Origin of the sequence: Trujillonella humicola (assembly GCF_046233715.1) — a bacterium.
Lineage (GTDB): Bacteria > Actinomycetota > Actinomycetes > Mycobacteriales > Geodermatophilaceae > Trujillonella > Trujillonella humicola.
The window spans coordinates 186,235-207,413 of sequence record NZ_JBJNRJ010000003.1 but is presented as its reverse complement, the minus strand read 5'-3'; the positions used below and the strand labels follow the sequence as shown (position 1 = coordinate 207,413).

Here is a 21,179-nt window from a genome sequence, read left to right as displayed (position 1 = left end):
GCCACCTTGCACCGGCGCACCGTGCGCCCCGACGGCCGCGTCGGCCTCGGCGCACACGACCTCCGCCTGGGCGCGGCCTACGCCGGCCAGCACATCACCCTGCTGGTCAACGGACCCTGCGTGGTCTTCCACGCCCTCGACGGCCAACCCCTGGGCCACCTCACCCTCGACCCCCACCAGCGCTACGCCAGGATGGACGCCGCCTGAACCCAACCGCGACACATGTCATGAGCCCACACCACGACACATGTCCGGGGACACGACATGGGCGTGACGCCCACGGATCTCCTCCGGGGAGGTCAGCAGCCGGGGAGGCGGGCGGCCAGGAAGGACTCGACCTGGCCGAGGGCGATCCGCTGCTGGCTCATGGAGTCGCGCTCGCGGACGGTCACCGCCTCGTCCTCGAGGGTGTCGAAGTCGACGGTGAGGCAGAACGGCGTCCCGACCTCGTCCTGACGGCGGTACCGGCGGCCGATCGCCCCGGCGTCGTCGAAGTCGACGTTCCAGTTCCGCCGCAGCGCGGTGGCCAGGTCGCGCGCCTTGGGTGACAGGTCGGCGTTGCGCGACAGCGGCAGGACGGCGGCCTTCACCGGCGCCAGCCGGGGGTCCAGCCGCAGCACCGTGCGGGTGTCGACGCCGCCCTTGGCGTTGGGCGCCTCGTCCTCGGTGTAGGCCTCGACGAGGAACGCCATCAGCGAGCGGGTGAGCCCGGCCGCCGGCTCGATGACGTACGGCGTCCAGCGGGTGTTGGTGCTCTGGTCGAAGTACGACAGGTCCGTGCCGGAGTGCTCGGTGTGCGTGGACAGGTCGAAGTCGGTGCGGTTGGCGATGCCCTCGAGCTCGCCCCACTCCGAGCCCTGGAAGCCGAAGCGGTACTCGATGTCGACGGTGCGCTTCGAGTAGTGCGAGAGCTTCTCCTTCGGGTGCTCGAAGTGGCGCAGGTTGTCCGGGGAGATGCCGAGGTCGGTGTACCAGCGGGTGCGCTCGTCGATCCAGTACTGGTGCCACTGCTCGTCGCTGCCGGGCTCGACGAAGAACTCCATCTCCATCTGCTCGAACTCGCGGGTGCGGAAGATGAAGTTGCCCGGCGTGATCTCGTTGCGGAAGGACTTGCCGATCTGGCCGATGCCGAACGGCGGCTTCTTCCGGGCGGCGCCCATGACGTTGGCGAAGTTGACGAAGATGCCCTGCGCGGTCTCCGGGCGCAGGTAGTGCAGCCCCGACTCGTCCTCGACCGGGCCGAGGTAGGTCTTCAGCATCATGTTGAAGTCGCGCGGCTCGGTCCACGCGCCCTTCGTGCCGCAGTTCGGGCAGCTGATGTCGGCCAGGCCGTTCTCCGGCAGGCGGCCCTTGCGCGCCTCGAAGTCCTCCTCGAGGTGGTCGGCCCGGAACCGCTTGTGGCAGCTCTGGCACTCGGTGAGCGGGTCGGTGAAGACGCCGACGTGACCGGAGGCGACCCAGGTCTGCCGCGGCAGGATCACCGAGGAGTCCAGGCCGACGATGTCGTCACGGCTCTGGACCACGGTCCGCCACCACTGCCGCTTGATGTTCTCCTTGAGCTCGACGCCCAGCGGCCCGTAGTCCCAGGCGGAGCGGGTGCCCCCGTAGATCTCGCCGGAGGGGAAGACGAACCCCCGGCGCTTGCAGAGGTTGACCACCTTGTCGAGGCGGGCGGGGTCGTGCTTGGTCGGGCTCTCGGCCACGGGCTCTCAGGCTCCATCCGGCTGGCGGTCGGCGGTTGACCCGTCCACGGTAGTCGCGGCCCGGGCGGCCTCCTCAGGACGGCGGCAGGAAGGCCCCGGGCTCGTCGACGGCGTGCACCCACACCGGCGCGCCGGCGATCTTGACCTCGGCGGCCGACAACGCCCGCCGGTAGGTGCCGACGCCGTCCCAGACCGTCACCAGCGCCCAGAGCCCCGGCTCCTCCACGGCCTCGCCGACGTGCCCGTCGCGGAAACCGGGGCGGCCGGCCAGCGCGGCCAGCAGCGCGGCGGCGTCGCGGGCGAGGGCGGGCCCGTCGCCGGCGGCCACGCGGAACCGGGTCACCACGAACACCACGCCCACCGCCTCCCGGCCCGCGGACCGGGCCCGGTGCATCGTCGCAGACCGGCGGGCCCCGGAACGGCCGACGGCCGGCCCCCCGGGTGAGGGGACCGGCCGCCGGGACGCGGTGCGGTCAGAGCGTGCCGAAGTCCTGCACCAGCAGCGCCTCGTTGACGAAGATGGCGATGTCCACCGTGCCGCCGCCCTCGAGGACGACCTCGACGACGATGACGTCGCTGCCGCTCTGCGAGTCGTACTCCACCGTCACGAGCGAGGCATCGGTCGGCGCCTCGCCCTCGAAGACGTTCGCGTAGATGTAGCCCACGAGGTACTCCTCGGGGGTGACGCCGGCGCTGGCCGCGCCCTGCGCCGCCGCGTCCTGCAGCGTCGGGTCGGTCAGGGCCCACGCGGTGGCCGTGTCGGCCTGCGCGACCGCGACCAGCCACTGGGCGGCCAGCTCGGTCGAGCCGGTGATCGTCTCCTCGCCGCTGCCACCGCTGCTCGGGGGGTCCATGTCGTCCATGGGCACCTGGGCACCGGTGGGCAGGTTCATCGCCGGCGGGTCGTCCTCGCCCATCTGCTCGGACCCCATGCCCTGCGCCGAGACCGACGCCGTCGCCGGCGCGGAGGTGCCCGCGGCGGTGGTCGAGTCGTCGTCGTCCCCGCCGAGCAGGAAGAACAGCAGGACGCCGACGCCGGCGAGCACCACCACGGCGGCGGTGATCACCCACGGCAGGACGCTCTTCTTCTGCGGCGGCTGGCCGTAGCCGCCCGGGCCGAAGCCCGGGCCGCCCCCGGGGGGGCCGTAGCCGCCCGGCTGGCCGTAGCCGCCCGGCTGGCCGTAGCCGCCGGGCTGCCCGTACTGGCCGGGGCCGGGCTGCCCGTACTGACCGGGGCCGGGCTGGCCGTACTGACCGGGCTGGCCGTACTGGCCGCCGTACTGACCGGGGGGTTGGCTCATGGTGCTTCTCTCGTCTCGGCAGGCCGGGGCGGCGGCCCCGAGCGGACAGCAAGGTAGCCACGCGGCGCCACCGCGCCTACCGGTTCGCGCGCGCGAGTTGTCACAGGTGCGTCACGAACCGTCCCGCGCCCCGCACACGGCAGCCCCGGACGGGGGAAGCTGCGCATTCCTGCGGCCGGGTCGCTGGTCGGCGTCCGGCCGCGTCCCTACACTCCGCCGACGACCGCTTCCCGGCGCCGGCTCGGACGGGCGGCCGAGCAGCGGCACACGGAGGGGACGTCAGCACGTGGAGTTGGAACAGTTCGGCCCGTACCGGATCGAGGCCATGCTCGGCCGGGGCGGGATGGGCGAGGTCTACCGCGCCTTCGACACCGAGCACGACCGCGTCGTCGCGCTGAAGGTGCTCTCCGAGGCGCTGGCGGCCGACACCGGCTACCGGGAGCGCTTCCGCCGCGAGGCGCACCTGGCCGCGCGGTTGAACGAGCCGCACATCGTCCCGATCCACCGCTACGGCGAGATCGAGGGCCGCCTGTTCCTCGACATGCGCCTGGTGCCCGGCCGTGACGTCGCCGCCGTCCTCGCCGAGGAGGGTCCGATGGAGCCGGCGCGGGCGGTGTCGATCATCAGCCAGACCGCCCGCGCGCTGGACTCCGCGCACGCCGACGGGCTGGTCCACCGGGATGTCAAGCCCTCGAACGTCCTCGTCACCGGCTCCGGGGACGACGAGTTCGTCTACCTCGTCGACTTCGGCATCGCCCGCTCCACCTCCGACGCCGCCGGCCCGGCACTCACCCAGACCGGGGCCGCGCTCGGCTCCTTCGACTACATGGCGCCCGAGCGCTTCCTCGAGAAGCCGATCGACAAGCGCGTGGACGTCTACGCGCTGGCCTGCGTGCTCTTCGAGTGCCTGACCGGCCGCCGCCCCTTCACGGGGGACGGCCTGGCCACGCTGATGTACGCGCACCTGAACACCGACGCGCAGGCGCCCTCGTCCGTGCGCGCCGGCCTGCCCCGCAAGCTCGACGAGGTCGTCCTCAAGGGCCTGGCCAAGGACCCCGACGAGCGCTACGCGACCTGCGGCGAGCTCGCCGCCGCCGCGCGCGCGGCCCTGCGCGACTCCGGGGTCACCGAGGCGGTCATCCCCGCCGCCCCGCCGACCTCGGTCACCCCCCTGCCGTTCCGGCCGCAGACCGTCGGGTTCTCCAACCCCGGCCCGCCCGGGTACGGGCCGCCGTCCAACCCCGGCCCGCCCGGCTACGGGCCGCCGTCCAACCCCGGCCAGCCCGGCTACGGGCCGCCGTCCAACCCCGGCCAGCCCGGCTACGCGCCCGCGGCCGGCACCGGGTACCCGGCGCCGTCGGTCACCGGCGGTTACGGCCCGCCGTCCAACCCCGGCCCGCCCGGCTTCGCGGCCCAGGGCCCGGGCGGGACGACGGGATACGGCCCCGGCGGGACGACGGGGTACGGCCCCGGCGGCCCCGGCGCGACCGGCGGGGGCTACATCGGCCACGGCTCGTCCCCCTCGGGGACCGGGACGAAGCCGAACCGGCTGCCGCTGATCCTCGGCGGCGTCGCACTCCTGGTGGTTCTGGCCGTCGTGCTGGTGATCGCACTCGCCGGCGGCTCCGGCGGAGGCGGCGGCACGGCCCAGGACACGACGACCCCGGTGGACACCACGCCACCGACCACGCCACCGACCACGCCGCCGAGCGAGGACCCCGACGCGGCCGAGCAGGACCTGCGCGCCATCCTCCCGGGCGGGTTCGACGAGGCGGACTGCGACACCGGATCACCCACCGGGGACGGCGCCCTGGCGGTCCTCGACTGCGGTGCGGCGCTCACCCAGCCGGGCCCGTCGGCGGGCACCTTCTACCTGTACGACGACGCGCAGACCGTCGACGAGGTGTTCCTGGCCGACATGGAGCGCAACGCCATCGCCCCGCTGCCCGCCGGGACCCTCTGCCCCGACGCCCAGGGTTACGGCTACTACCGGATCCAGGGGCAGCAGGCCGGGCGGCTGGCGTGCTACATCGACGACGACGACAACGCGATCATCGTGTGGACGCAGGACGACGTCGGGGCCGAGGGGCTCATCGGCATCGCCGGCGGGGGCCAGGAGGGGCTGGCCACCCTCTACGAGTGGTGGACCGAGCAGGGCAACAGCGACTTCGTGCCACGCTGAGCCGGCGCGATCGGGCCCCTCTCCCCGGAGACGGCGGGAGGGGCCCGATCCGTGTCATCGTCGACCGGGGACGGCCGGCGGGACGGTCGCACACAGGAGGACCTCAGCACGTGCAGTCCGAATCGTTCGGCCCCTACCGGCTCGAGGCACCCCTCGGCCGGGGCCCCACCGGTGAGCGCCACCGCGCGGTGGACACCGACCGGGACCGGGTCGTGGTGCTCGAGGTGCTGCCGGAGGAGCTGTCGGCCGACCCCGGTTACCGGGAGCGCTTCCACCGGGACGCCGCCCTCGCCGAAGGGCTCGACGAGGCCTCCGTCGTGCCCGTGCACCGCTCGGGCGAGCTCGAGGGCCGGCTGTACGTCGAGCGGCCGCTGCTCGCCGGCCGGGATCTCGCCGCCGTCCTCGCCGAGGAGGGCCCGCTCGAGCCCGCCCGCGCGGTGTCCGTGGTCGGCCGGGTCGCCGCCGGCGTGGACGCCGCCCGCGGCGCGGGGCTCGCCGTCGGCGACGTGCCGGCGGCCGACGTCCTGCTCGGCGCCGACGACGCCGTCCGGCTGACCGGTCTCGGCGTCCCGTCCCCGGCCCCGGCCGGCCCGGGCGACGACGTGGCGGGGCTGGCCGGCCTGCTGCACGAGTGCCTCACCGGCTCACGGCCGACCTCTCCCGGGGTCCAGCCGCCGTCCGCCGCCCGCCCCGGGCTGCCGCCGCGGCTGGACGCGGTCGTCCTCACCGGCCTGGCCGAGGACCCCGCCGAGCGCTATCGCAGCGGCGCGGAGCTCGCCGCAGCGGCACGGTCCGCCCTCGAGGGGTCCGGCGGGGCGACGGCCTCGGGGGGCCGCCGCGGCCCGCGGCCGCTGGTGGCCGCCCTGGCCGGCGTCGTGGCGCTGGCGCTCGTGGCCGTCGTCCTCGTCGTCGTGCTGCGGGTCCTGGACGACGACGGCGCTCCCGCGCGGGCCGCGCCGGCGCCGACCGGCCCGGTCACCGCCTCCCCTCCCCCGGCGGACCCCGAGGCCGAGGAGCGGCTGCGCTCGATCATCCCGCCCGAGTGGATCGCCGTGGACTGCGACCCCGGCGAGCCCACCGGCGACGGCGCGCTCGCCGTCCTCGGCTGCGGCTCCTCGTCCGGCCAGCCCGGACCCGAGGACTCGGTCTTCTACCTCTACGAGGACCCGGCCACGGCCGAGGCCGTCTTCCTGGCCGACATGGAACGCAACGGCGTGCCGCCGCTGGCCGACGGGGAGGAGTGCCCGCAGGCCCAGGGGCACGGCACGTACACCGACGACGACCGCACCGGCCGGCTCGCCTGCTTCCTCACCGAGGACAACGACGCGATCATGGCGTGGACGCAGGACGACGTCGGCGCCGAGGGCTGGGTCGTGATCATCGACGGGGGCCAGCCCGGCCTCGATGCGCTGTGGGCCTGGTTCACCTTCGACGAGGAGGAGACCGGCGCGTTCCTGCCGCGCTGACCGCCGGCGAGGGCCCCGCCCGCGAGGACGGGGCCCTCGCTGCGCTCAGGAGCCGGCGCCCAGGGCGGCGGCGGCCAGCGCGTCGAGGCGCTGCGCCACCTGCTCGGCGGTGGCCGGCCGCTGCCCCACCGGGGCCAGGCAGTCGCTCACCAGGGCCGCCTCCTCGTGCGTGAGCCCCGGGGCCAGTGCCGGCTCGGCGCTCATCACCCGGCGGATGGCCAGCAGCGGCTCGCTGTCGGGCAGCTCCCCGTAGAGGCCGTTGCCGGTCAGCGCCCGGTGGAGGGTGGCGCCGAGCGCGAAGACCTCGGTCGCCCGGGAGGGGCGGTCGCCGCGCAGCAGCGCCGGGTCCAGGAACTCCACCGACGCGGCGCTGGCCATGCCGGTCAGCGTGACGCCCGGGGTGAGGAAGCGGGCCAGGCCGAGGTCGGACAGCTTGCCCCCCTCCTCGGTGAGGAGGATGTTGGCCGGCTTGAGGTCACCGTGGGTCAGGCCGGCCTCGTGCAGGGCGTGCAGCGCGTGCGCCGCGTGCGCGACCGCGCGCAGCACCTCGCCGCGGCTGAGCGGCCGTGCGGGCGCGGCCAGCGAACCCAGCGGGCAGTACTCCATGGCGTACAGGAAGCTGTCCTGCAGCACCGCGTCGTAGACGCGGACCAGGTACGGCGAGGAGACCTGGGCGAAGGCGCGCAGCTCCCGCACCCCGCGCTCGTAGGCCTGCTCGCTGTGGCTGCCGGTGAAGACCTTGACCGCGACGTACTCGTCGGGCAGTCCCAGCCGCGCCGGCGGGCGGGCCAGGTAGAAGCGCCCGTTGTTGCCCTCACCGAGGACCCGGATCACCTGGTAGTCCGCGATCGTGGCAGGCGCCGCGCCCACCAGGCCGACGGCATCCATGCATTACCTCCTGCAGCTGTGGTGCTCCCGGACGACGCCGGGCCGCCGCCGGTGCGGCAGCGGGTCAGTGTGCCCGCGCCGGGCCCGTGCGGGAAGGCGATCGCTCCCGGTGGTTCGCCCGATCAGGCGCGCGCGGGAAGCCGCCACGGGGCGGAGTCCGGAGCTAGCATCCCCGCCCGGCGCACGCCTGCTGCGGCGGCCGCCCAGGACCGTCCCCTCCGCCCTGCTGGACCCGGCAGCACGGGTCCATCCGCACACCCGGAGCTCCTGTGAACCACGACGTCGCGGAGATCACCGCCTACGTCTTCATCGACCTCGCGGTCATCATCGTGGTGGCCCGGCTCATGGGGCGGCTGGCGGTGAAGGTCGGCCAGCCGGCGGTGATGGGCGAGATCATCGCCGGCATCCTGCTCGGCCCGACCCTGCTGGGGGCCCTCCCGGGCAACCTGGACGAGTTGTTGTTCCCCGAGGACGTCCGGCCCTACCTGCAGGTGCTCGCCCAGCTCGGCCTGGTCCTGTTCATGTTCCTGGTCGGCCTGGAGGTCGACCTGTCCTTCATCCGGGGTCGCGAACGCATCGCCGTCTCGGTGTCGATGGCGTCGATCATCCTGCCGTTCTCCCTGGGAGTGCTGCTGGCGACGCTGCTGCACACCCGGCACGACGTCTTCACCCGGGCCGACGGCTCGACCCAGATGATCGGGTTCGCCGGCTTCGCGCTGTTCATGGGCGTGGCGATGTCCATCACGGCGTTCCCGGTCCTGGCGCGCATCCTGGCCGAGCGGGGCATGCACAGGATCCCCACCGGAGTCCTCGCGCTGGCCTGCGCGGCGGTGGACGACGTCCTCGCGTGGGCGCTGCTCGCGGTGGTCGTCGCCGTCGTCGCCGCCGGCTCGGTGAGCGGGGTCTTCCTGATCCTGCTGTGGTCGGTCATCTTCGCGCTGGTGATGTTCCTCGTCGTCAAGCCGCTCCTGCAGCAGCTCGTGACGCGCTACGAGCGGTTCGGCCGGCTGACGCCGGAGATGCTGGCCGTCGTCCTCATCGGGATCCTCGGCAGCGCGTGGATCACCGAGGAGATCGGCATCCACTTCATCTTCGGGGCGTTCATCTTCGGCGTCATCATGCCGCGCAAGGGCGCCGCGAAGCTCAACCACGAGGTCATCGACCGGCTCGAGCAGGTGAGCGTGCTGCTGCTGCTCCCGGTGTTCTTCGTGGTCACCGGCCTCGGCGTGGACGTCGGCGCCATCGACCTCGCCGGGCTCGGGGAGCTGGGCCTGATCCTGCTGGTGGCGATCGCCGGCAAGTTCATCGGCGCCTTCGCCGCCGCCCGGGCCAACCGGGTGCCCCGGCGCCAGGCCAGCGCGCTGGCCGTCCTGATGAACACCCGCGGGCTGACCGAGCTGGTGATCCTCAACCTCGGCCGGGAGAACGAGGTCCTCGACGACCAGATGTTCACGCTGATGGTGATCATGGCGGTGGTGACCACGGTGATGACCTCGCCGCTGCTGCACCTGGTCTACCCCGACCGGGTCCTGCAACGGGACATCGCCGCCGCCGAACGCGCCGCCATGGGGTTGGAGGAGGCCTACACGGTGGTCGTCGTGGTGGAGGACCCGAAGAAGGACGCCGGCCTGGTCGACCTGGCCTGCGACCTGGTGGGCCGCGAGACCCCCGCCCAGGTGGTCGTCACCCGCGTGGTCAAGCGCACCCAGGCCAAGCCCGAGGTCGCCAGCGGCCTCGGCGCCGACCTCATGCTCATGGCGACCGCTGCCGGAGAACTCCGGCAGCTGGCCGGCCAGGTGGAGGCCCGGGGGCTCAAGTCCTCGGTCGCCTCCCGCTTCAGCGACGACCCGTGGGCCGAGATCGCCGACCTGGCCGCCAGCTCGGACGCCGACGTGGTGCTCGTGCGCAGCGGCTGGGGCCTCCCCGAGGGGGCGACCGGCGAGACCCCGGTGCCCCCGGGACTGCAGGGCACCGTCGTGGTGGTCAGCGGCGAGCTCGGGGAGCCCGGGCTCAGCCCGCGCGGCCCCGTCTCCGTGGTCCAGGACGGCGACGCCCACGGCCGGGCCGCCCTCCGCCTGGCCGCCCAGGCCTCGATGGGCCGCTCGGTGCCGCTGCTGCTGCAGGCCGGCGACGGCCGCCGGGCCGAGCGGCGGGCCGCCGGCGTGGCCGACTCCCTGCGGCGCGCCGGGGTCCTCGTGGTCCCCGACGAGGAGGCCGACGCCCTCCCCTCGCTCCTGGTGGCGCCGGCCGGCGCCGCGGTCACGTCCTCCGACGACCTCACGCCCGTCCTCGTGGTGCACGCCGGCACCGCCGACAGCGACCGCGACATGGACGAGACACTGGCCGGCATCAGCAGCGGCGCGGCCCCGGCCTGACCGCACCGGCGGCCACGACGGCGCCCGTCCCCGCTGCGGGGGCGGGCGCGGCCGTCGTCCCCGGGACCGCCCGGCCGGGCACGCGCGGGCCGGCGTGCCCGCTCTGCGGGTGGATCCCCGGCGTTGCCGGGCGGACCCCGCAGGCAAGGTGCCCAGGACGCCGGCAGAGTGGCCGACCGGCAGCCCGACCGGCCCGGGGACCCGCGTCCCCGCCCCCGACAGCACGACGGCGCCCGCGTCCCCGCGGCGGGGACGGGGGCGCCGTCGTGGTGGGTCAGTAGCCGCCGTGCGGCGACTCGAAGGCGAACTGCCGCCCGCCCATGCGCACCGTCATGCCCGGGGTCAGCTGCACCGGCTGGCCGGGGATCAGCGAGGTCCAGGCCAGCTCGCCGCGGCGGGCGAAGAGCGTGCCGTTGGCCGAGCCGATGTCGGTGAGGACGACGTCCCACCCCTCGAGCCGGATCTCCGCGTGGTGCCGGCTGACCCCGCCGGTCTGGTCGACCACCAGCAGCGGCCGGTGGCTGCCGTCCCGCACCCGCTCGTCGGTCTCGGGCTCCCGGCCGAGCAGGTAGTCGGCATCGAGGCTCACCGTGGCCCCGTTGTCGAACACCAGCAGCCCCAGCGGCGGTCGCACGCCTTCGACGAACACCGCGGTCTGCTGCGTGGTGCGGATCCCGCACTGCGCGCAGAAGAGCACCCGCGGGTCGTTGAGGTGGCCGTTCTTGCAGAGGATGCCCTTGACCTTGGGCCGGGTGTCGCCCTCCTCCTGGGGGGCGAGCGCGGCCGGCGGCTGCTCGTCGGTGACCACCGGGAGCGGCTCGCGCGGCGGCTCGACCTCGTCGGCGGGCGGCGGCTGCAGGAACGACACCGAGCGGGACGGCGGCGGCAGCTCCACCGGCGGGGGGACGACCGGCGCCGGGGGCTCGGCCGGCGCGGCGACCGGGCCCGCGTGCTCGTGGTCGTGCCCGGCGTGGTCGTGACCGGCGTGCGCGTGCTCCTGCGCCGGGGGCGGCGGGGCGGCCGCGGCCGGCGGCGGCACCGGCGGCGTGGTGACGCGGCCGGCGACCGGGAGCGGCGGCAGCTGGGCGATCATCGTGCCGCCGGTGACGACCGGCGGAGCCGGCGCCACCGGCGTGGCCGGCACGGGCGCCGGCGAGAGCACCGCCGCGGCGCCGGGCACCGCACCGGCCTCGAGGTCGGCCAGCGGGTGCGGCCCCATGTCGCCCGCCGGGCCCGCCGACAACCGCAGCGCGGCGGGCGGCCAGTCGACCAGGCGGTCCAGGTAGGCCCGGCCGTCGGCCAGCGGGGTGTCCCCCAGCCCGCTGGTGAGCCGCAGGCCCAGGTCGGGCACCTCGGCGACGCCGTCCCCCAGCAGCGCCAGCGCCAGGCCCTCCTCGGTCGCGGCGGCCACGGCGAAGGACGGCACCTCCGGCGCGGTGGGCAGCCAGGCGCGCAACTCCTCGTGCAGCCGGCGGCCCGGCGCCCGCCGGCCCGCGGCGGAGACCCGGCGGCACAGGCCGACGAGCTCCCCGAGCCGGCGGTCACCGGCCGGGGCGGCCGCCGGCGCCGAGGGGCTGACGCCCCAGCCGCCCAGTCCTGCGCTGGGCGCGGGGGCCGGGGCGGCGGTGGCCTCGACGGCCACGACGAGCACGATGCCGGGCAGCCGGACGACGAGGTCCGCACCGGGGGTGACGGCGACACCGACCTGGTCGAACGGCGGCACGCCGACGGCCGCCGCGGGAGCCGCGGCGGCAGGAGCGGAGGGGACGGCGGGCGGGACGACGGGCGAGGCCATCAGACGAGCCGCCCGCCGTTGATCCGCCAGTGGACGAACGGCACGCGCATGGGGCCGTTGGCGACCAGCCACACGATGATCCACGTCGTCACGAAGTGGATCACGAAGGCCGGGCCGGGGATCCCGTCGTGCCAGAACACGAGCCCGCCGGCGAAGAAGAACCAGACGAGCAGGCCCTCGTTGATGCCGGTGAGGAAGCCGAACAGGGTCGGCCAGTCCTTCTCCCACCGGAACTGCTGGATGGCGTGGTAGAGCAGCTCCCAGAGCACGCCCAGCACGGTGACCACGATGATGACGGAGAAGGTGGCGGCGTAAGAGGCACCGATGCCCACGCCGGTGGGCAGGATCGGCGTGATGATCAGCGTCCAGAGGCCGCCGACCACGACCAGCAGGAAGATCCTGGTCTGGATGCGGCCGTTCAGGGTGGGGAGCACGGAGGTCTCTCTCGGGTCGAGGTCAGGCAGTGGCGGGTCGGGAGCGGCGAGGGGTCAGATCTGCTTGTTGCGGACCCACTTCCACCACTGGCTGGTCGAACGGCCCGGGCCCAGCTTCTGCGCGAAACCCTGCTTGATGAGGTCGTCGGCGATCTCCTGTGCGGCGATCTGCAGGCCGAAGAACGTGTCGACCCCGGGGAACGGGCCGCCGAGAGTCGCGCTGCCGGAGGCGTAGATCTTGCCGCCGTTCTGCGTGCCCAGGAGCTCGAAGTTGGTGCCGACGTCGAGGCGGCCGACCGGGTTGCGGCCGGCGCCGGAGTGGTCGAGCAGGTCGGCGAGGACCCGGTGCTCGCGGATGTCGGCCTCGAGGCCGGTGCAGTCGATGACGAAGTCGAAGGTGCCCAGCTGCGGCCCCTGGTCGCTGCTCACCGCGACCTCGACGAGGTCCCCCACCGGCCGCATGTTGTCGATCTGCCCGATCATCACGCGGTACCAGCCCTCGCGACGCCCGCGGTCGAGCTGCTCGAGCCAGTCGTTGCGCAGCGGGGTGTTGGTGCCGCCCATCTCCTTGTAGAGCTTCGCGCGCTCCTCGCCGTGGCTCTTGCGGACCTGCTGCTTGAGCTGGCCGCCCCACACCGACTTCGGGTAGTTGAAGCCCTGGTAGGCCCAGCCGTCGGCGCCGCGGCGGCGCTTGAAGATGCTGGGGCCGTGGGCCTTGTCCACGTAGGTGCGGAACAGGTGCACGATCTGCGTCTGCAGGCCCCGCTGGTCGCGGTCGTCGATCAGCCGCTGCAGCACGCGCGAGGCCACGATGCCGCCCCCGCGGATCAGCACGGTGCCGGGGCGGTTGTGCAGCCGCTCGTACACGTGCTCGTGCGGCTCGTAGGCGTTGACCACCTTGGAGAAGTCGTTGTGCTCCTGCCGGTACTTCTGCAGGTCGGGGAGGAACTTCAGGCCCGGGTAGCCGACGGCGACGTGCACCCACTGGCTGCGGTAGGCGATCCGCCGCGTGCCGGCGGCACCCTCCGGCGGGGTGAGGATCGTGAAGTAGCCGCCGCCCACCCGGCGGCGCACCATGCGGACCTGGCCGTGCACCACCATCTCGGGGTACCGGATCCGGTACATCTCCCGCTCCATGGACGTGAACGCGTGCCCGGCCTTCGGCGTGTAGTAGCGCTTGAAGATCGGCTCGAGGAAGACGTTCCACCACTGCTTGGGGCCCTCGCGCAGCGCGTAGCTGGGGAAGCCCCAGATGTTGTCCGGGGTGGAGGCCGAGTCCGACCGCAGCCGCTCGCCACGCGGGATCTGCGACACGGTCGTGAGGTACTCGTAGCTCTCCCACGGCGTCTTCAGCGGCGTGAGCACCCGCATGGCGCTGGTCGGCACGCCGCAGATCCGCAGGTAGTCGACGGTCACGAACGACCCGATGCCGCCCCCGAAGGTGACGAACGGGACGTCGATGATGGGGATGCCGGCCTCGGCCAGCATCTGGTCGGTCCAGACGTGGGTGTTGATCAGCTGGTCGTTCAAGTCTCCGGGCTGCGGCGGCCCGGACGGCGGCTGGGCGTGCTGGGGCGCGATCGTGCTCTCGCTCACGGGGGTGTTCCGTCCTTGCTCGGGGAGCCGCCACTGTCGGGGGACCCCGCCTCCCGTGTCAACGGGATCCGCCGCGGCATCGGTGAACCGTTGCGCGGACCCTCCGAGGGGGTGACCGGGCGGCGCCGGAACGGCTCCCGGCGCAGGTCCGGGGCCCGCCGAGGCCGGCCGGCACCTAGAATTCCGCGGCGACCCGCGCGCCCGGGCAACGGTCCGGCTGCGCGGGCGGCGGGGAGGTCGACGGTGGAGTTCCGTGAGTTCGGTCCCTACCGGATCGAGGGCCTGCTCGGCCGTGGCGGCATGGGGGTCGTGTACGAGGCCTTCGACACCGACCACCAGCGCCGGGTGGCGCTCAAGGTGCTGGCCGAGGACCTCGCCGCCGACTCTGCCTACCGCGAGCGGTTCCGCCGCGAGGCCTACGCCGCGGCGCGCCTCAACGACCCGCACATCGTGCCGATCCACCGCTACGGCGACATCGACGGGCGGCTGTTCCTCGACATGCGCCTGGTGCGGGGCGCCGACCTGTCGGCGGTGCTCGCCGACCGCGGGCCGCTCGCCCCGCGCCGGGCGGTGGGCATCGTCTCGCAGGTCGCCCACGCCCTCGACTCCGCGCACGCCGAGGGCCTGGTCCACCGCGACGTCAAGCCGTCCAACGTGCTCGTGTGCACCCGCCCCGAGGAGGCCGACGACGACGAGGAGGAGTTCGTCTACCTCGTCGACTTCGGCATCGCGCAGCCGGTCATGCCCGACCCGGGCCAGCCGAGTCTCACCCGGGCCGGCTCGGCGGTCGGCAGCTTCGACTACATGGCACCCGAGCGCTTCCTCGAGCACCCCGCCGATGCCCGGTCCGACGTGTACTCCCTGGCCTGCGTGCTCTACGAGTCCCTGACCGGGAGCCGGCCGTTCCCGGTCACCGGCCTGGCCCCGCTCATGTGGGCGCACCTCAACGAGGCGCCGCCCTCGACGACCGCAGCGCGACCGGAGCTCCCCCGCGGCCTGGACGAGGTGATCGCGAAGGGCCTGGCCAAGGACCCCGCGCAGCGCTGGCCCTCCGCCGGGGCGATGGCCACCGCCGCGCGGAGGGTGCTGACGTCCACCGCCCGGATCCCGAGCGTCGCGCCGGGCACCCCGCGGGTGACGGTGCTCCCGCCGGTGGCGGCCGTCGGCCCGCCGTCCGCCCCGCCGTCCGCCGGCGGCCCACCGGGCACGTCGGCCGGGCCCGGGAGCGGGGCGCCGGTGGCGTCGGAGCCGGAGCCGACCCGGGCGGGCAGCGTCCCGCCTCCGCCCGGCGCCGGACCGACGCCGGCGGGCAGCACCCCGGCGGGCGGCAGCGCGACGGCGGCGGGCCGGCGGCGTGGCCCGGGACGGGCGGCCGTGGCGGCGGTCTGGACGGCGGCCGCGCTCGTCGCCGCGCTCGTCGCCGTCCTGCTGCTCACCGACGGCGGTCAGGCGCCGCTGGACCGCCCCGATCCGCCGGTGGCCGGGCCCCGGCACGACGACCTGCTGGCGATCCTGCCGCCCGACTACGACGCCGGGGACTGCCGTCCCGCGCCGGCGGCCGACGACGGCGAGGTGGCGGCGATCGACTGCGGCGCCAGCGCCTCCCAGCCCGGGCCGGCCGTCTCCCGGTTCTTCCTCTACCCCGACCAGCCGACCGCCGACCGGGTGTTCCTCGACGACGTGGCCCGCGTCGACCTGGAGGAGCAGCCCGCCGGCACGTCCTGCCCCGCGACGCAGGGGCACGGCACGTGGGAGGACGAGGGCATCGGCTCCGGTCGCATCGCCTGCTACGTCGACCGGCGCAACGACGCGGTCCTGATCTGGACCGAGGACGAGGACGCCGTCGAGGCCGTCGTGCGGATCCCCGGCGGCGGCACGCAGGGGCTGACCGCGCTCACCGACTGGTGGCGCGACACCGACGTCGCGGTCTTCGGCGGGTAGCCGGAGGCGCGGCAGGTCCTGGAGGCCGTTCCTAGGCGGAGCCGAAGCGGCGCTGCCGCGAGGCGTACTCCTCGCAGGCAGCCCACAGGTGCCGGCGGTCGAAGTCCGGCCAGAGGGTGTCGAGGAAGACCAGCTCGGCGTAGGCCGACTGCCACAGCAGGAAGTTGCTCGTGCGGTTCTCCCCGGAGCTGCGGACGAACAGGTCGACGTCGGGCATGCCCGGCTCGTCGAGGTAGCGGGCGACCGTGGCCTCGGTGACCTTCTCCGGGTCGAGCCGGCCGGCGGCGACCTCGCGGGCGATGGCGGCGGCGGCGTCGGCGATCTCGGCCCGGCCGCCGTAGTTGACGCACATGGTGAGGGTGAGGACGTCGTTGTCCTTCGTGAGCTCCTCGGCGATCTCGAGCTCCCGGACGACGCTGCGCCACAGCCGCGGGCGGCGGCCGGCCCAGCGCACCCGCACCCCGAGCTCGTGCATCTCGTCGCGGCGGCGGCGGATGACGTCGCGGTTGAAGCCCATGAGGAAGCGGACCTCCTCGGGGCTGCGCCGCCAGTTCTCGGTGGAGAAGGCATAGGCCGACAGCGAGCTGATCCCCAGCTCGATCGCGCCCTCGACGCAGTCGAACAGCGAGGACTCCCCGGCCTCGTGCCCGGCGGTCCGCGGCAGTCCCCGCTGCTTGGCCCAGCGGCCGTTGCCGTCCATGACGATGGCGACGTGGCCGGGCACCTTGTCGGCCGGGATCTCCGGCGGCCGGACCCCGGAGGGGTGCGGGTCCGGCGGCCGGACCTCCCGCCGGGTGGTGGACCTGGACCGCATCACGACGTCCTCGGTTCGCTACCGCAGAGCGCCCCGCTCCTCGCTCGCCGGCGCTCGCTGCGATGCTCGCGCCCCTGTCCGCTCACGACCGGTCGACCAGGGCCAGCGAGCGCAGGCCGCGCTCCAGGTGCCACTGCAGCAGCGCGGCCACCAGGCCGCTGCCCTCCCGGCGCTGCGCGCTCTCGCTGGCCTCGGCGCGCGACCAGTCACCGGACAGCAGCGCCTCCAGCAGCTCGAGGGTCACCGGGTTGGGCATGGCCGAGCCGGTCGGGCGGCAGTCGCGGCAGACCGACCCGCCGGCCGGTACGGAGAAGTGCCGGTGCGGGCCGTCCTCGCCGCAGCGGGCGCAGGCCCCCAGGGCCGGCTCCCAGCCGGCCACCGACATCGCGCGCAGCAGGAAGGCGTCGAGCACCAGCGGGGCGGGGTGGCTGCGCTCGGCCAGCGCCCGCAGGGCACCGATGACGAGCAGGAACATCCGCAGGGAGGGCTCCTTCTCCTCCGCGGTGAGCCGGTCGGCGGTCTCCAGGACGGCGGTGCCGGCGGTGTAGGCCGGGTAGTCGCCGACCACCGCCTGCCCGTAGGCGCGGATCGACTCGGCCTGGCTGACCACGTCGAGGTTGCGGCCGGTGTACAGCTGCAGGTCGACGTGGCTGAACGGCTCGAGCCGGGCGCCGAACTTGCTCTTGGTGCGGCGCACGCCCTTGGCCACCGCGCGGACCTTGCCGTGCCGGCGGGTGAGGACCGTGACGATGCGGTCGGCCTCCCCCAGCTTCTGGGTGCGCAGGACGACGCCCTCGTCGCGGTACAGCGACTGCGGTGTGGTGCTCACTCAGTAGCCCAGCCGGTTGAGCTTCTTCGGGTCGTCCTGCCACTCGCCGAGGACGGTGACGTGCAGGTCCAGGTGCACCCGGGCGCCGAGCAGGACCTCCATGCCGGTGCGGGCCTCGCTGCCGATCGCCTTGATGACCGACCCGCCCTTCCCCAGCAGCATCGGCTTCTGGCTGGGCCGCTCGCAGTGCAGCAGCGCGTGGACCTCGACGAGCTGGCCGCCCGCCCGCTTGGGGTCGGGGCGCCGGTTCATCTCCTCGATCGTCACCGCGAGCGAGTGGGGCACCTCCTGGAACACCTTCTCCAGCGCCGCCTCGCGGACGAGCTCGGCCAGCTGCCGCTCGACGTCGGAGTCGGTGGTCTGCTCCTCCGGGTACAGCGGCGGGCCCTCGGGCAGCAGCCCGACCAGCAGGTCCTCCAGCAGCTCCACCTGGTCCCCGGCCACGGCGCTGACGGGCACGACCTCGGCGGCCTCGACCAGCCGGCTGGCGGCCACCAGCTGCTCGGCGACCTGCTTCTTCGACGCCGCGTCGGTCTTGGTGACGACGACGACCTTGGGCGCCCTCACCTCCGTCAGCTGACGGGCGATGAACGCGTCGCCGCTGCCGACCGGCTGGTCGGCCGGCACGCAGAGCACCACGACGTCGACGTCGGCGAGGGTGTCGCGGACGACGTCGTTGAGCCGCCGGCCCAGCAGGCTCCTCGGCTTGTGCAGGCCAGGGGTGTCGACCAGCACCAGCTGCCCACCCGGCCGGTGCACGACGCCGCGGATGGCGTGCCGGGTGGTCTGCGGGCGGTTGCTGACGATGCCGACCTTCTCGCCGACCATCGCGTTGGTCAGCGTGGTCTTGCCGGCGTTGGGGCGGCCGACCAGGCAGGCGAAGCCGCTGCGGTACGGCTGCTCCGGCGTGCTCACCCGAGCATCCTCCCACCCCGGGACGACAGGGCCGCGCGGGCGGGCCGCGCGGCCGGCGCGCGAGGATGGGGACGTGGCGGGACGAGGACGGCGCGGTTCTCCGGCGGTGTGGAGCGGGCAGCGGCGCCGGCACGTGGAGCAGGTGCGCGGCCACCGGTTCGTGGCCGGCTGGGGCCCGCGGCGCTCGGCGACCGTCGTCCCCGAGCCGCTGCGGTACTGGCAGTACGAGGCACCGGGCCCGGTGGCGGTGGCGCTGGCCGCCGCACTCGCGGCCGGCTGGCTGGCGCTGTTCGGCTGGAGCGGCGGCTGGGGCGAGGTCGGCAACGAGCTGCCGTGGGCGGTGGGCGCCGCCGCGGTCGTGCTGGTGCTCAACACCCGCCGGACGACGGTCTCCGACCACGGGCTGTCCACCCACACCGCCGCCACCCGTCCCGACCCCGCCGACGTCGTCGCGCTGGCCCAGGTGCGCGAGGTGCACCTCGGCCGGCCGCCGTCGGACTGGCCGGCGGCGACGCGGGCGGGCCGGTGGTGGCCGGGCCGGTCGCGCATCGCCGTCCGGTACGCCGCGGACGACGGCGGGGAGCGGGCCGTCCGCTACTGGGCGCGCGATCCCGAGGCGTTCGCCGGCGCGCTGGGCTGAGCTCCGGATCGCCGGCTCAGGCGGTGGTGCGCAGCGTCCCGTCGGGGCCGGCGAGGTGGACCGGCGCGGACGGCGTCAGGTCGTGGACGGCGGCGAGCCCGGCGGCCTCCACGGCGTCGGCGGAGGAGACGACCGCCGCGGCCTCCAGGCCGGTGACCCCGCTCGACACGGCCGCGGCGACGGCGGCCTGGAGCGCGGACAGCTGCAGCGAGGGCAGGTCGACCGTCGCCGCCAGGTAGGTCCGGCCGTCGGTGTCGCGGACGGCCGCGCCCTCCGGGGCGCCGGTCCGGCCGAGCGCGGAGCGGGCGAGGGTGACGAGCTTGGCGTCCTCGGGCTGGAGATCCGGCACGGAGAGGTCCTCGTTCGATCGGGGGCGGCCCTCGCACAGGGGCCCGCCGCGAGCCTGCGAGCGGTGGGGGCGGGAGGGTCCTTCACCCTTCCACGACGGCGGCCGGCTCCTCGGCGCGGGTCGCCCCGGACGTCCTCGGCGTCTCCCCGTCGTCGGCATCGGCGGGCTCGGGGACGCGGCAGACCAGCAGCGTGTCGATCCGGTTGCGCCGCCCGCCGGTGCTCTCCGCCACCAGCCGGAGCCCGGCGACCTCGGTCGCCGAGCCCTCGATCGGGACCAGGCCGAGCTCGCGGGCGAGCAGGCCGCCGACGGTCTCGACGCCCTCGTCGGCGGGCAGCTCGACGTCGAAGAGCGCGGCCAGGTCCTCCACCGGCAGCCGCGCGGTGACCCGCATGGAGCCGTCGTCGAGCTCCTCCACGGGCGGGCGCTGGAAGGCGTCGTGCTCGTCGGCGATCTCGCCGACGATCTCCTCGAGGATGTCCTCGATGGTCACCAGGCCGGCGAAGCCGCCGTACTCGTCGACCACGATCGCGATGTGGATGCGCTGCGCCTGCATGTCGCGCAGCAGCTCGTCGACCGGCTTGGACTCGGGGACGAACGTCGGCGGGCGCATCAGCTCCTCGACGCGGGGGCCCCGCCCGTCGCCGAGGTTCTGCGAGCGGCGGACCAGGTCCTTGAGGTAGACGACGCCGACGACGTCGTCGACGTTCTCGCCGATGACGGGGATGCGGCTGAAGCCGCTGCGCAGCGCGAGCGCCAGCGCCTGCCGCACGGTCTTGGTGCGCTCGATGTAGACCACGTCGGTGCGCGGGACCATGACCTCGCGGGCGATCGTGTCACCCAGCTCGAAGACCGAGTGGATCATGTTCCGCTCGCCGGACTCCACCACGCCGCGCTCCTCGGCCATGTCGACCAGCTCGCGCAGCTCGACCTCGGAGGAGAACGGCCCGTCGCGGAAGCCGCGCCCGGGCGTGATGGCGTTGCCGACGAGGATGAGCAGGGTGGCCACCGGCCCGAGCACCCGGCCGAGCACCCGGACGACGCCGGCGGTGGCCAGCGCGGTGCCGTAGGCGTGCTGGCGGCCCAGCGTGCGCGGCCCCACCCCGACCAGCACGTAGCTGACGACGGTCATGATCCCGGCCGCTGCCAGGACCGACTGCCAGCCGCTCCCCCACAGCTCGTAGAGGACGACGGCGACCAGCACCGCGGCGACCATCTCGCAGACGATCCGCAGCAGCAGGAGCAGCGAGACGTGCCGCGGCCGCTCCTGCAGGACCTGCTCGAGCGCGACGGCCCGCTTCGTGCCCTCGCGGCGCATCTCCTGCACACGGGCGGCCGAGACGCGCTGCAGGGCCGCCTCCATCGCGCCGAAGAGCCCGGCCAGCGGGACCAGCAGGACGGCGACGACCAGCAGGGTGATCTGGGAGGTTGTCATCGGCGTCTCACCGGGTGCGGGGCTCCCGCTCCGCGGGCTCCCCGGTCACCGGCTGGCGGGGCGCGGAGCGCCACGCGTCGAGGAGCTTGGTCTGCAGGGCGAACATCTCCTTCTCCTCCTCGGGCTCCATGTGGTCGTAGCCGAGGATGTGCAGCACGCCGTGGGTGGCCAGCAGCACCAGCTCGTCGTCCATCGTGTGGCCGGCCGCGCGGGCCTGCCGGACGGCGACCGACGGGCACAGGACGACGTCGCCGAGCAGCGCCGGCCCCGGCTCCGGGTCGTCGGGCCGGGACGTGTCCAGCTCGTCCATGGAGAACGCGAGCACGTCGGTGGGGCCCTTCTCGCCCATCCACCGCTCGTGCAGCGTCGCCATGTACTCGGGGTCCACGCACAGCACCGACAGCTCGGCCATCGGGTTCACGCCCATCTCGGTGAGGACGAACCGGCAGATGCCGGCCAGCTCGGCCTCGTCGACGGCGATCTCGGACTCGTTGGCCACCTCGACGGGCACGGCGC

General features: G+C 74.7%; 19 protein-coding genes. 6 read left to right on the top strand and 13 right to left on the bottom strand.

The features are described from left to right. The coding region (locus tag ACK586_RS03285) for a hypothetical protein (protein ID WP_425330365.1) at window positions 1-207 on the top strand (207 nt) is incomplete at its 5' end. 92 nt (window positions 208-299) lie between these two features. Here the strand turns inward: ACK586_RS03285 and ACK586_RS03280 are convergent. The 3 genes from ACK586_RS03280 to ACK586_RS03270 all read right to left on the bottom strand — a co-directional run bounded on the left by ACK586_RS03280 (window position 300) and on the right by ACK586_RS03270 (window position 3,004). Then, window positions 300-1,703 (bottom strand): glycine--tRNA ligase, encoded by a 1,404-nt coding sequence (locus ACK586_RS03280; protein ID WP_409329016.1) that lies wholly within the window; start codon window positions 1,701-1,703, stop codon window positions 300-302. Window positions 1,704-1,776: 73 nt separating this feature from the next. Then, on the bottom strand, window positions 1,777-2,058 hold the full coding sequence (locus ACK586_RS03275) for an antibiotic biosynthesis monooxygenase (protein ID WP_409329015.1): 282 nt from the start codon (window positions 2,056-2,058) through the stop codon (window positions 1,777-1,779). Window positions 2,059-2,176: 118 nt separating this feature from the next. Beyond that, a complete protein-coding gene (locus tag ACK586_RS03270) occupies window positions 2,177-3,004 on the bottom strand; it encodes a hypothetical protein (RefSeq protein ID WP_409329014.1) in 828 nt (275 codons plus the stop codon). 286 nt (window positions 3,005-3,290) lie between these two features. Between ACK586_RS03270 and ACK586_RS03265 the strand changes: the two genes are divergently transcribed. Further along, window positions 3,291-5,186, top strand: a complete 1,896-nt coding sequence (locus ACK586_RS03265; protein ID WP_409329013.1) for a serine/threonine-protein kinase — start codon at window positions 3,291-3,293, stop codon at window positions 5,184-5,186. 110 nt (window positions 5,187-5,296) lie between these two features. Then, window positions 5,297-6,652, top strand: a complete 1,356-nt coding sequence (locus ACK586_RS03260) for a serine/threonine-protein kinase (RefSeq protein WP_409329012.1) — start codon at window positions 5,297-5,299, stop codon at window positions 6,650-6,652. Window positions 6,653-6,697: 45 nt separating this feature from the next. Here the strand turns inward: ACK586_RS03260 and ACK586_RS03255 are convergent, their stop codons facing one another. Next, complete coding sequence (locus ACK586_RS03255; RefSeq protein WP_409329011.1) at window positions 6,698-7,540, bottom strand: protein kinase domain-containing protein; 843 nt, start codon at window positions 7,538-7,540, stop codon at window positions 6,698-6,700. A gap of 269 nt (window positions 7,541-7,809) precedes the next feature. Between ACK586_RS03255 and ACK586_RS03250 the strand changes: the two genes are divergently transcribed. Continuing rightward, window positions 7,810-9,915, top strand: coding sequence for a cation:proton antiporter (locus ACK586_RS03250; protein WP_409329010.1), 2,106 nt, complete (start codon window positions 7,810-7,812; stop codon window positions 9,913-9,915). A 274-nt stretch (window positions 9,916-10,189) separates the two neighbouring features. Here the strand turns inward: ACK586_RS03250 and ACK586_RS03245 are convergent, their stop codons facing one another. From ACK586_RS03245 to ACK586_RS03235, 3 genes are read right to left on the bottom strand one after another with little or no spacing between them, the layout of a single operon-like run. Then, window positions 10,190-11,710 (bottom strand): FHA domain-containing protein, encoded by a 1,521-nt coding sequence (locus tag ACK586_RS03245; protein ID WP_409329009.1) that lies wholly within the window; start codon window positions 11,708-11,710, stop codon window positions 10,190-10,192. Next, window positions 11,710-12,144, bottom strand: coding sequence for a hypothetical protein (locus tag ACK586_RS03240; protein ID WP_409329008.1), 435 nt, complete (start codon window positions 12,142-12,144; stop codon window positions 11,710-11,712). The genes ACK586_RS03245 and ACK586_RS03240 overlap by 1 nt, the downstream gene beginning before the upstream one ends. Window positions 12,145-12,198: 54 nt before the next feature. Then, the gene (locus ACK586_RS03235) at window positions 12,199-13,740 is read right to left on the bottom strand and encodes an FAD/NAD(P)-binding protein (protein WP_409329007.1); all 1,542 of its coding nucleotides are present in this window, start codon (window positions 13,738-13,740) and stop codon (window positions 12,199-12,201) included. A gap of 243 nt (window positions 13,741-13,983) precedes the next feature. Here ACK586_RS03235 and ACK586_RS03230 point away from each other — a divergent pair, with 243 nt between their 5' ends. Beyond that, window positions 13,984-15,681 carry a serine/threonine-protein kinase gene (locus tag ACK586_RS03230; protein ID WP_409329006.1) on the top strand — a complete coding sequence of 566 codons (1,698 nt, stop codon included), beginning with the start codon at window positions 13,984-13,986 and terminating at the stop codon, window positions 15,679-15,681. Between the two features lie 31 nt (window positions 15,682-15,712). Here ACK586_RS03230 and ACK586_RS03225 read toward each other — a convergent pair whose 3' ends face one another. From ACK586_RS03225 to era, 3 genes are all read right to left on the bottom strand, one after another. Further along, on the bottom strand, window positions 15,713-16,495 hold the full coding sequence (locus ACK586_RS03225; RefSeq protein ID WP_409329005.1) for an isoprenyl transferase: 783 nt from the start codon (window positions 16,493-16,495) through the stop codon (window positions 15,713-15,715). Between the two features lie 82 nt (window positions 16,496-16,577). Further along, window positions 16,578-17,324, bottom strand: coding sequence for a DNA repair protein RecO (recO, locus tag ACK586_RS03220; protein WP_409329004.1), 747 nt, complete (start codon window positions 17,322-17,324; stop codon window positions 16,578-16,580). Next, window positions 17,325-18,239, bottom strand: a complete 915-nt coding sequence (era, locus tag ACK586_RS03215) for a GTPase Era (protein WP_409329003.1) — start codon at window positions 18,237-18,239, stop codon at window positions 17,325-17,327. A 73-nt stretch (window positions 18,240-18,312) separates the two neighbouring features. On the opposite strand from era, the gene ACK586_RS03210 reads away from it, so the two are divergent. After that, entirely contained in the window at window positions 18,313-18,879 is a 567-nt protein-coding gene (locus tag ACK586_RS03210) for a hypothetical protein (RefSeq protein WP_409329002.1), read from the top strand. A gap of 16 nt (window positions 18,880-18,895) precedes the next feature. Here the strand turns inward: ACK586_RS03210 and ACK586_RS03205 are convergent, their stop codons facing one another. The 3 genes from ACK586_RS03205 to ybeY form a co-directional block, all read right to left on the bottom strand. After that, a complete protein-coding gene (locus ACK586_RS03205) occupies window positions 18,896-19,228 on the bottom strand; it encodes a cytidine deaminase (RefSeq protein ID WP_409329001.1) in 333 nt (110 codons plus the stop codon). Window positions 19,229-19,310: 82 nt separating this feature from the next. Beyond that, entirely contained in the window at window positions 19,311-20,663 is a 1,353-nt protein-coding gene (locus ACK586_RS03200) for a hemolysin family protein (RefSeq protein WP_409329000.1), read from the bottom strand. Between the two features lie 7 nt (window positions 20,664-20,670). Beyond that, window positions 20,671-21,174, bottom strand: a complete 504-nt coding sequence (gene ybeY / locus ACK586_RS03195; protein ID WP_409328999.1) for an rRNA maturation RNase YbeY — start codon at window positions 21,172-21,174, stop codon at window positions 20,671-20,673. Between the last annotated feature and the right edge of the window lie 5 nt (window positions 21,175-21,179).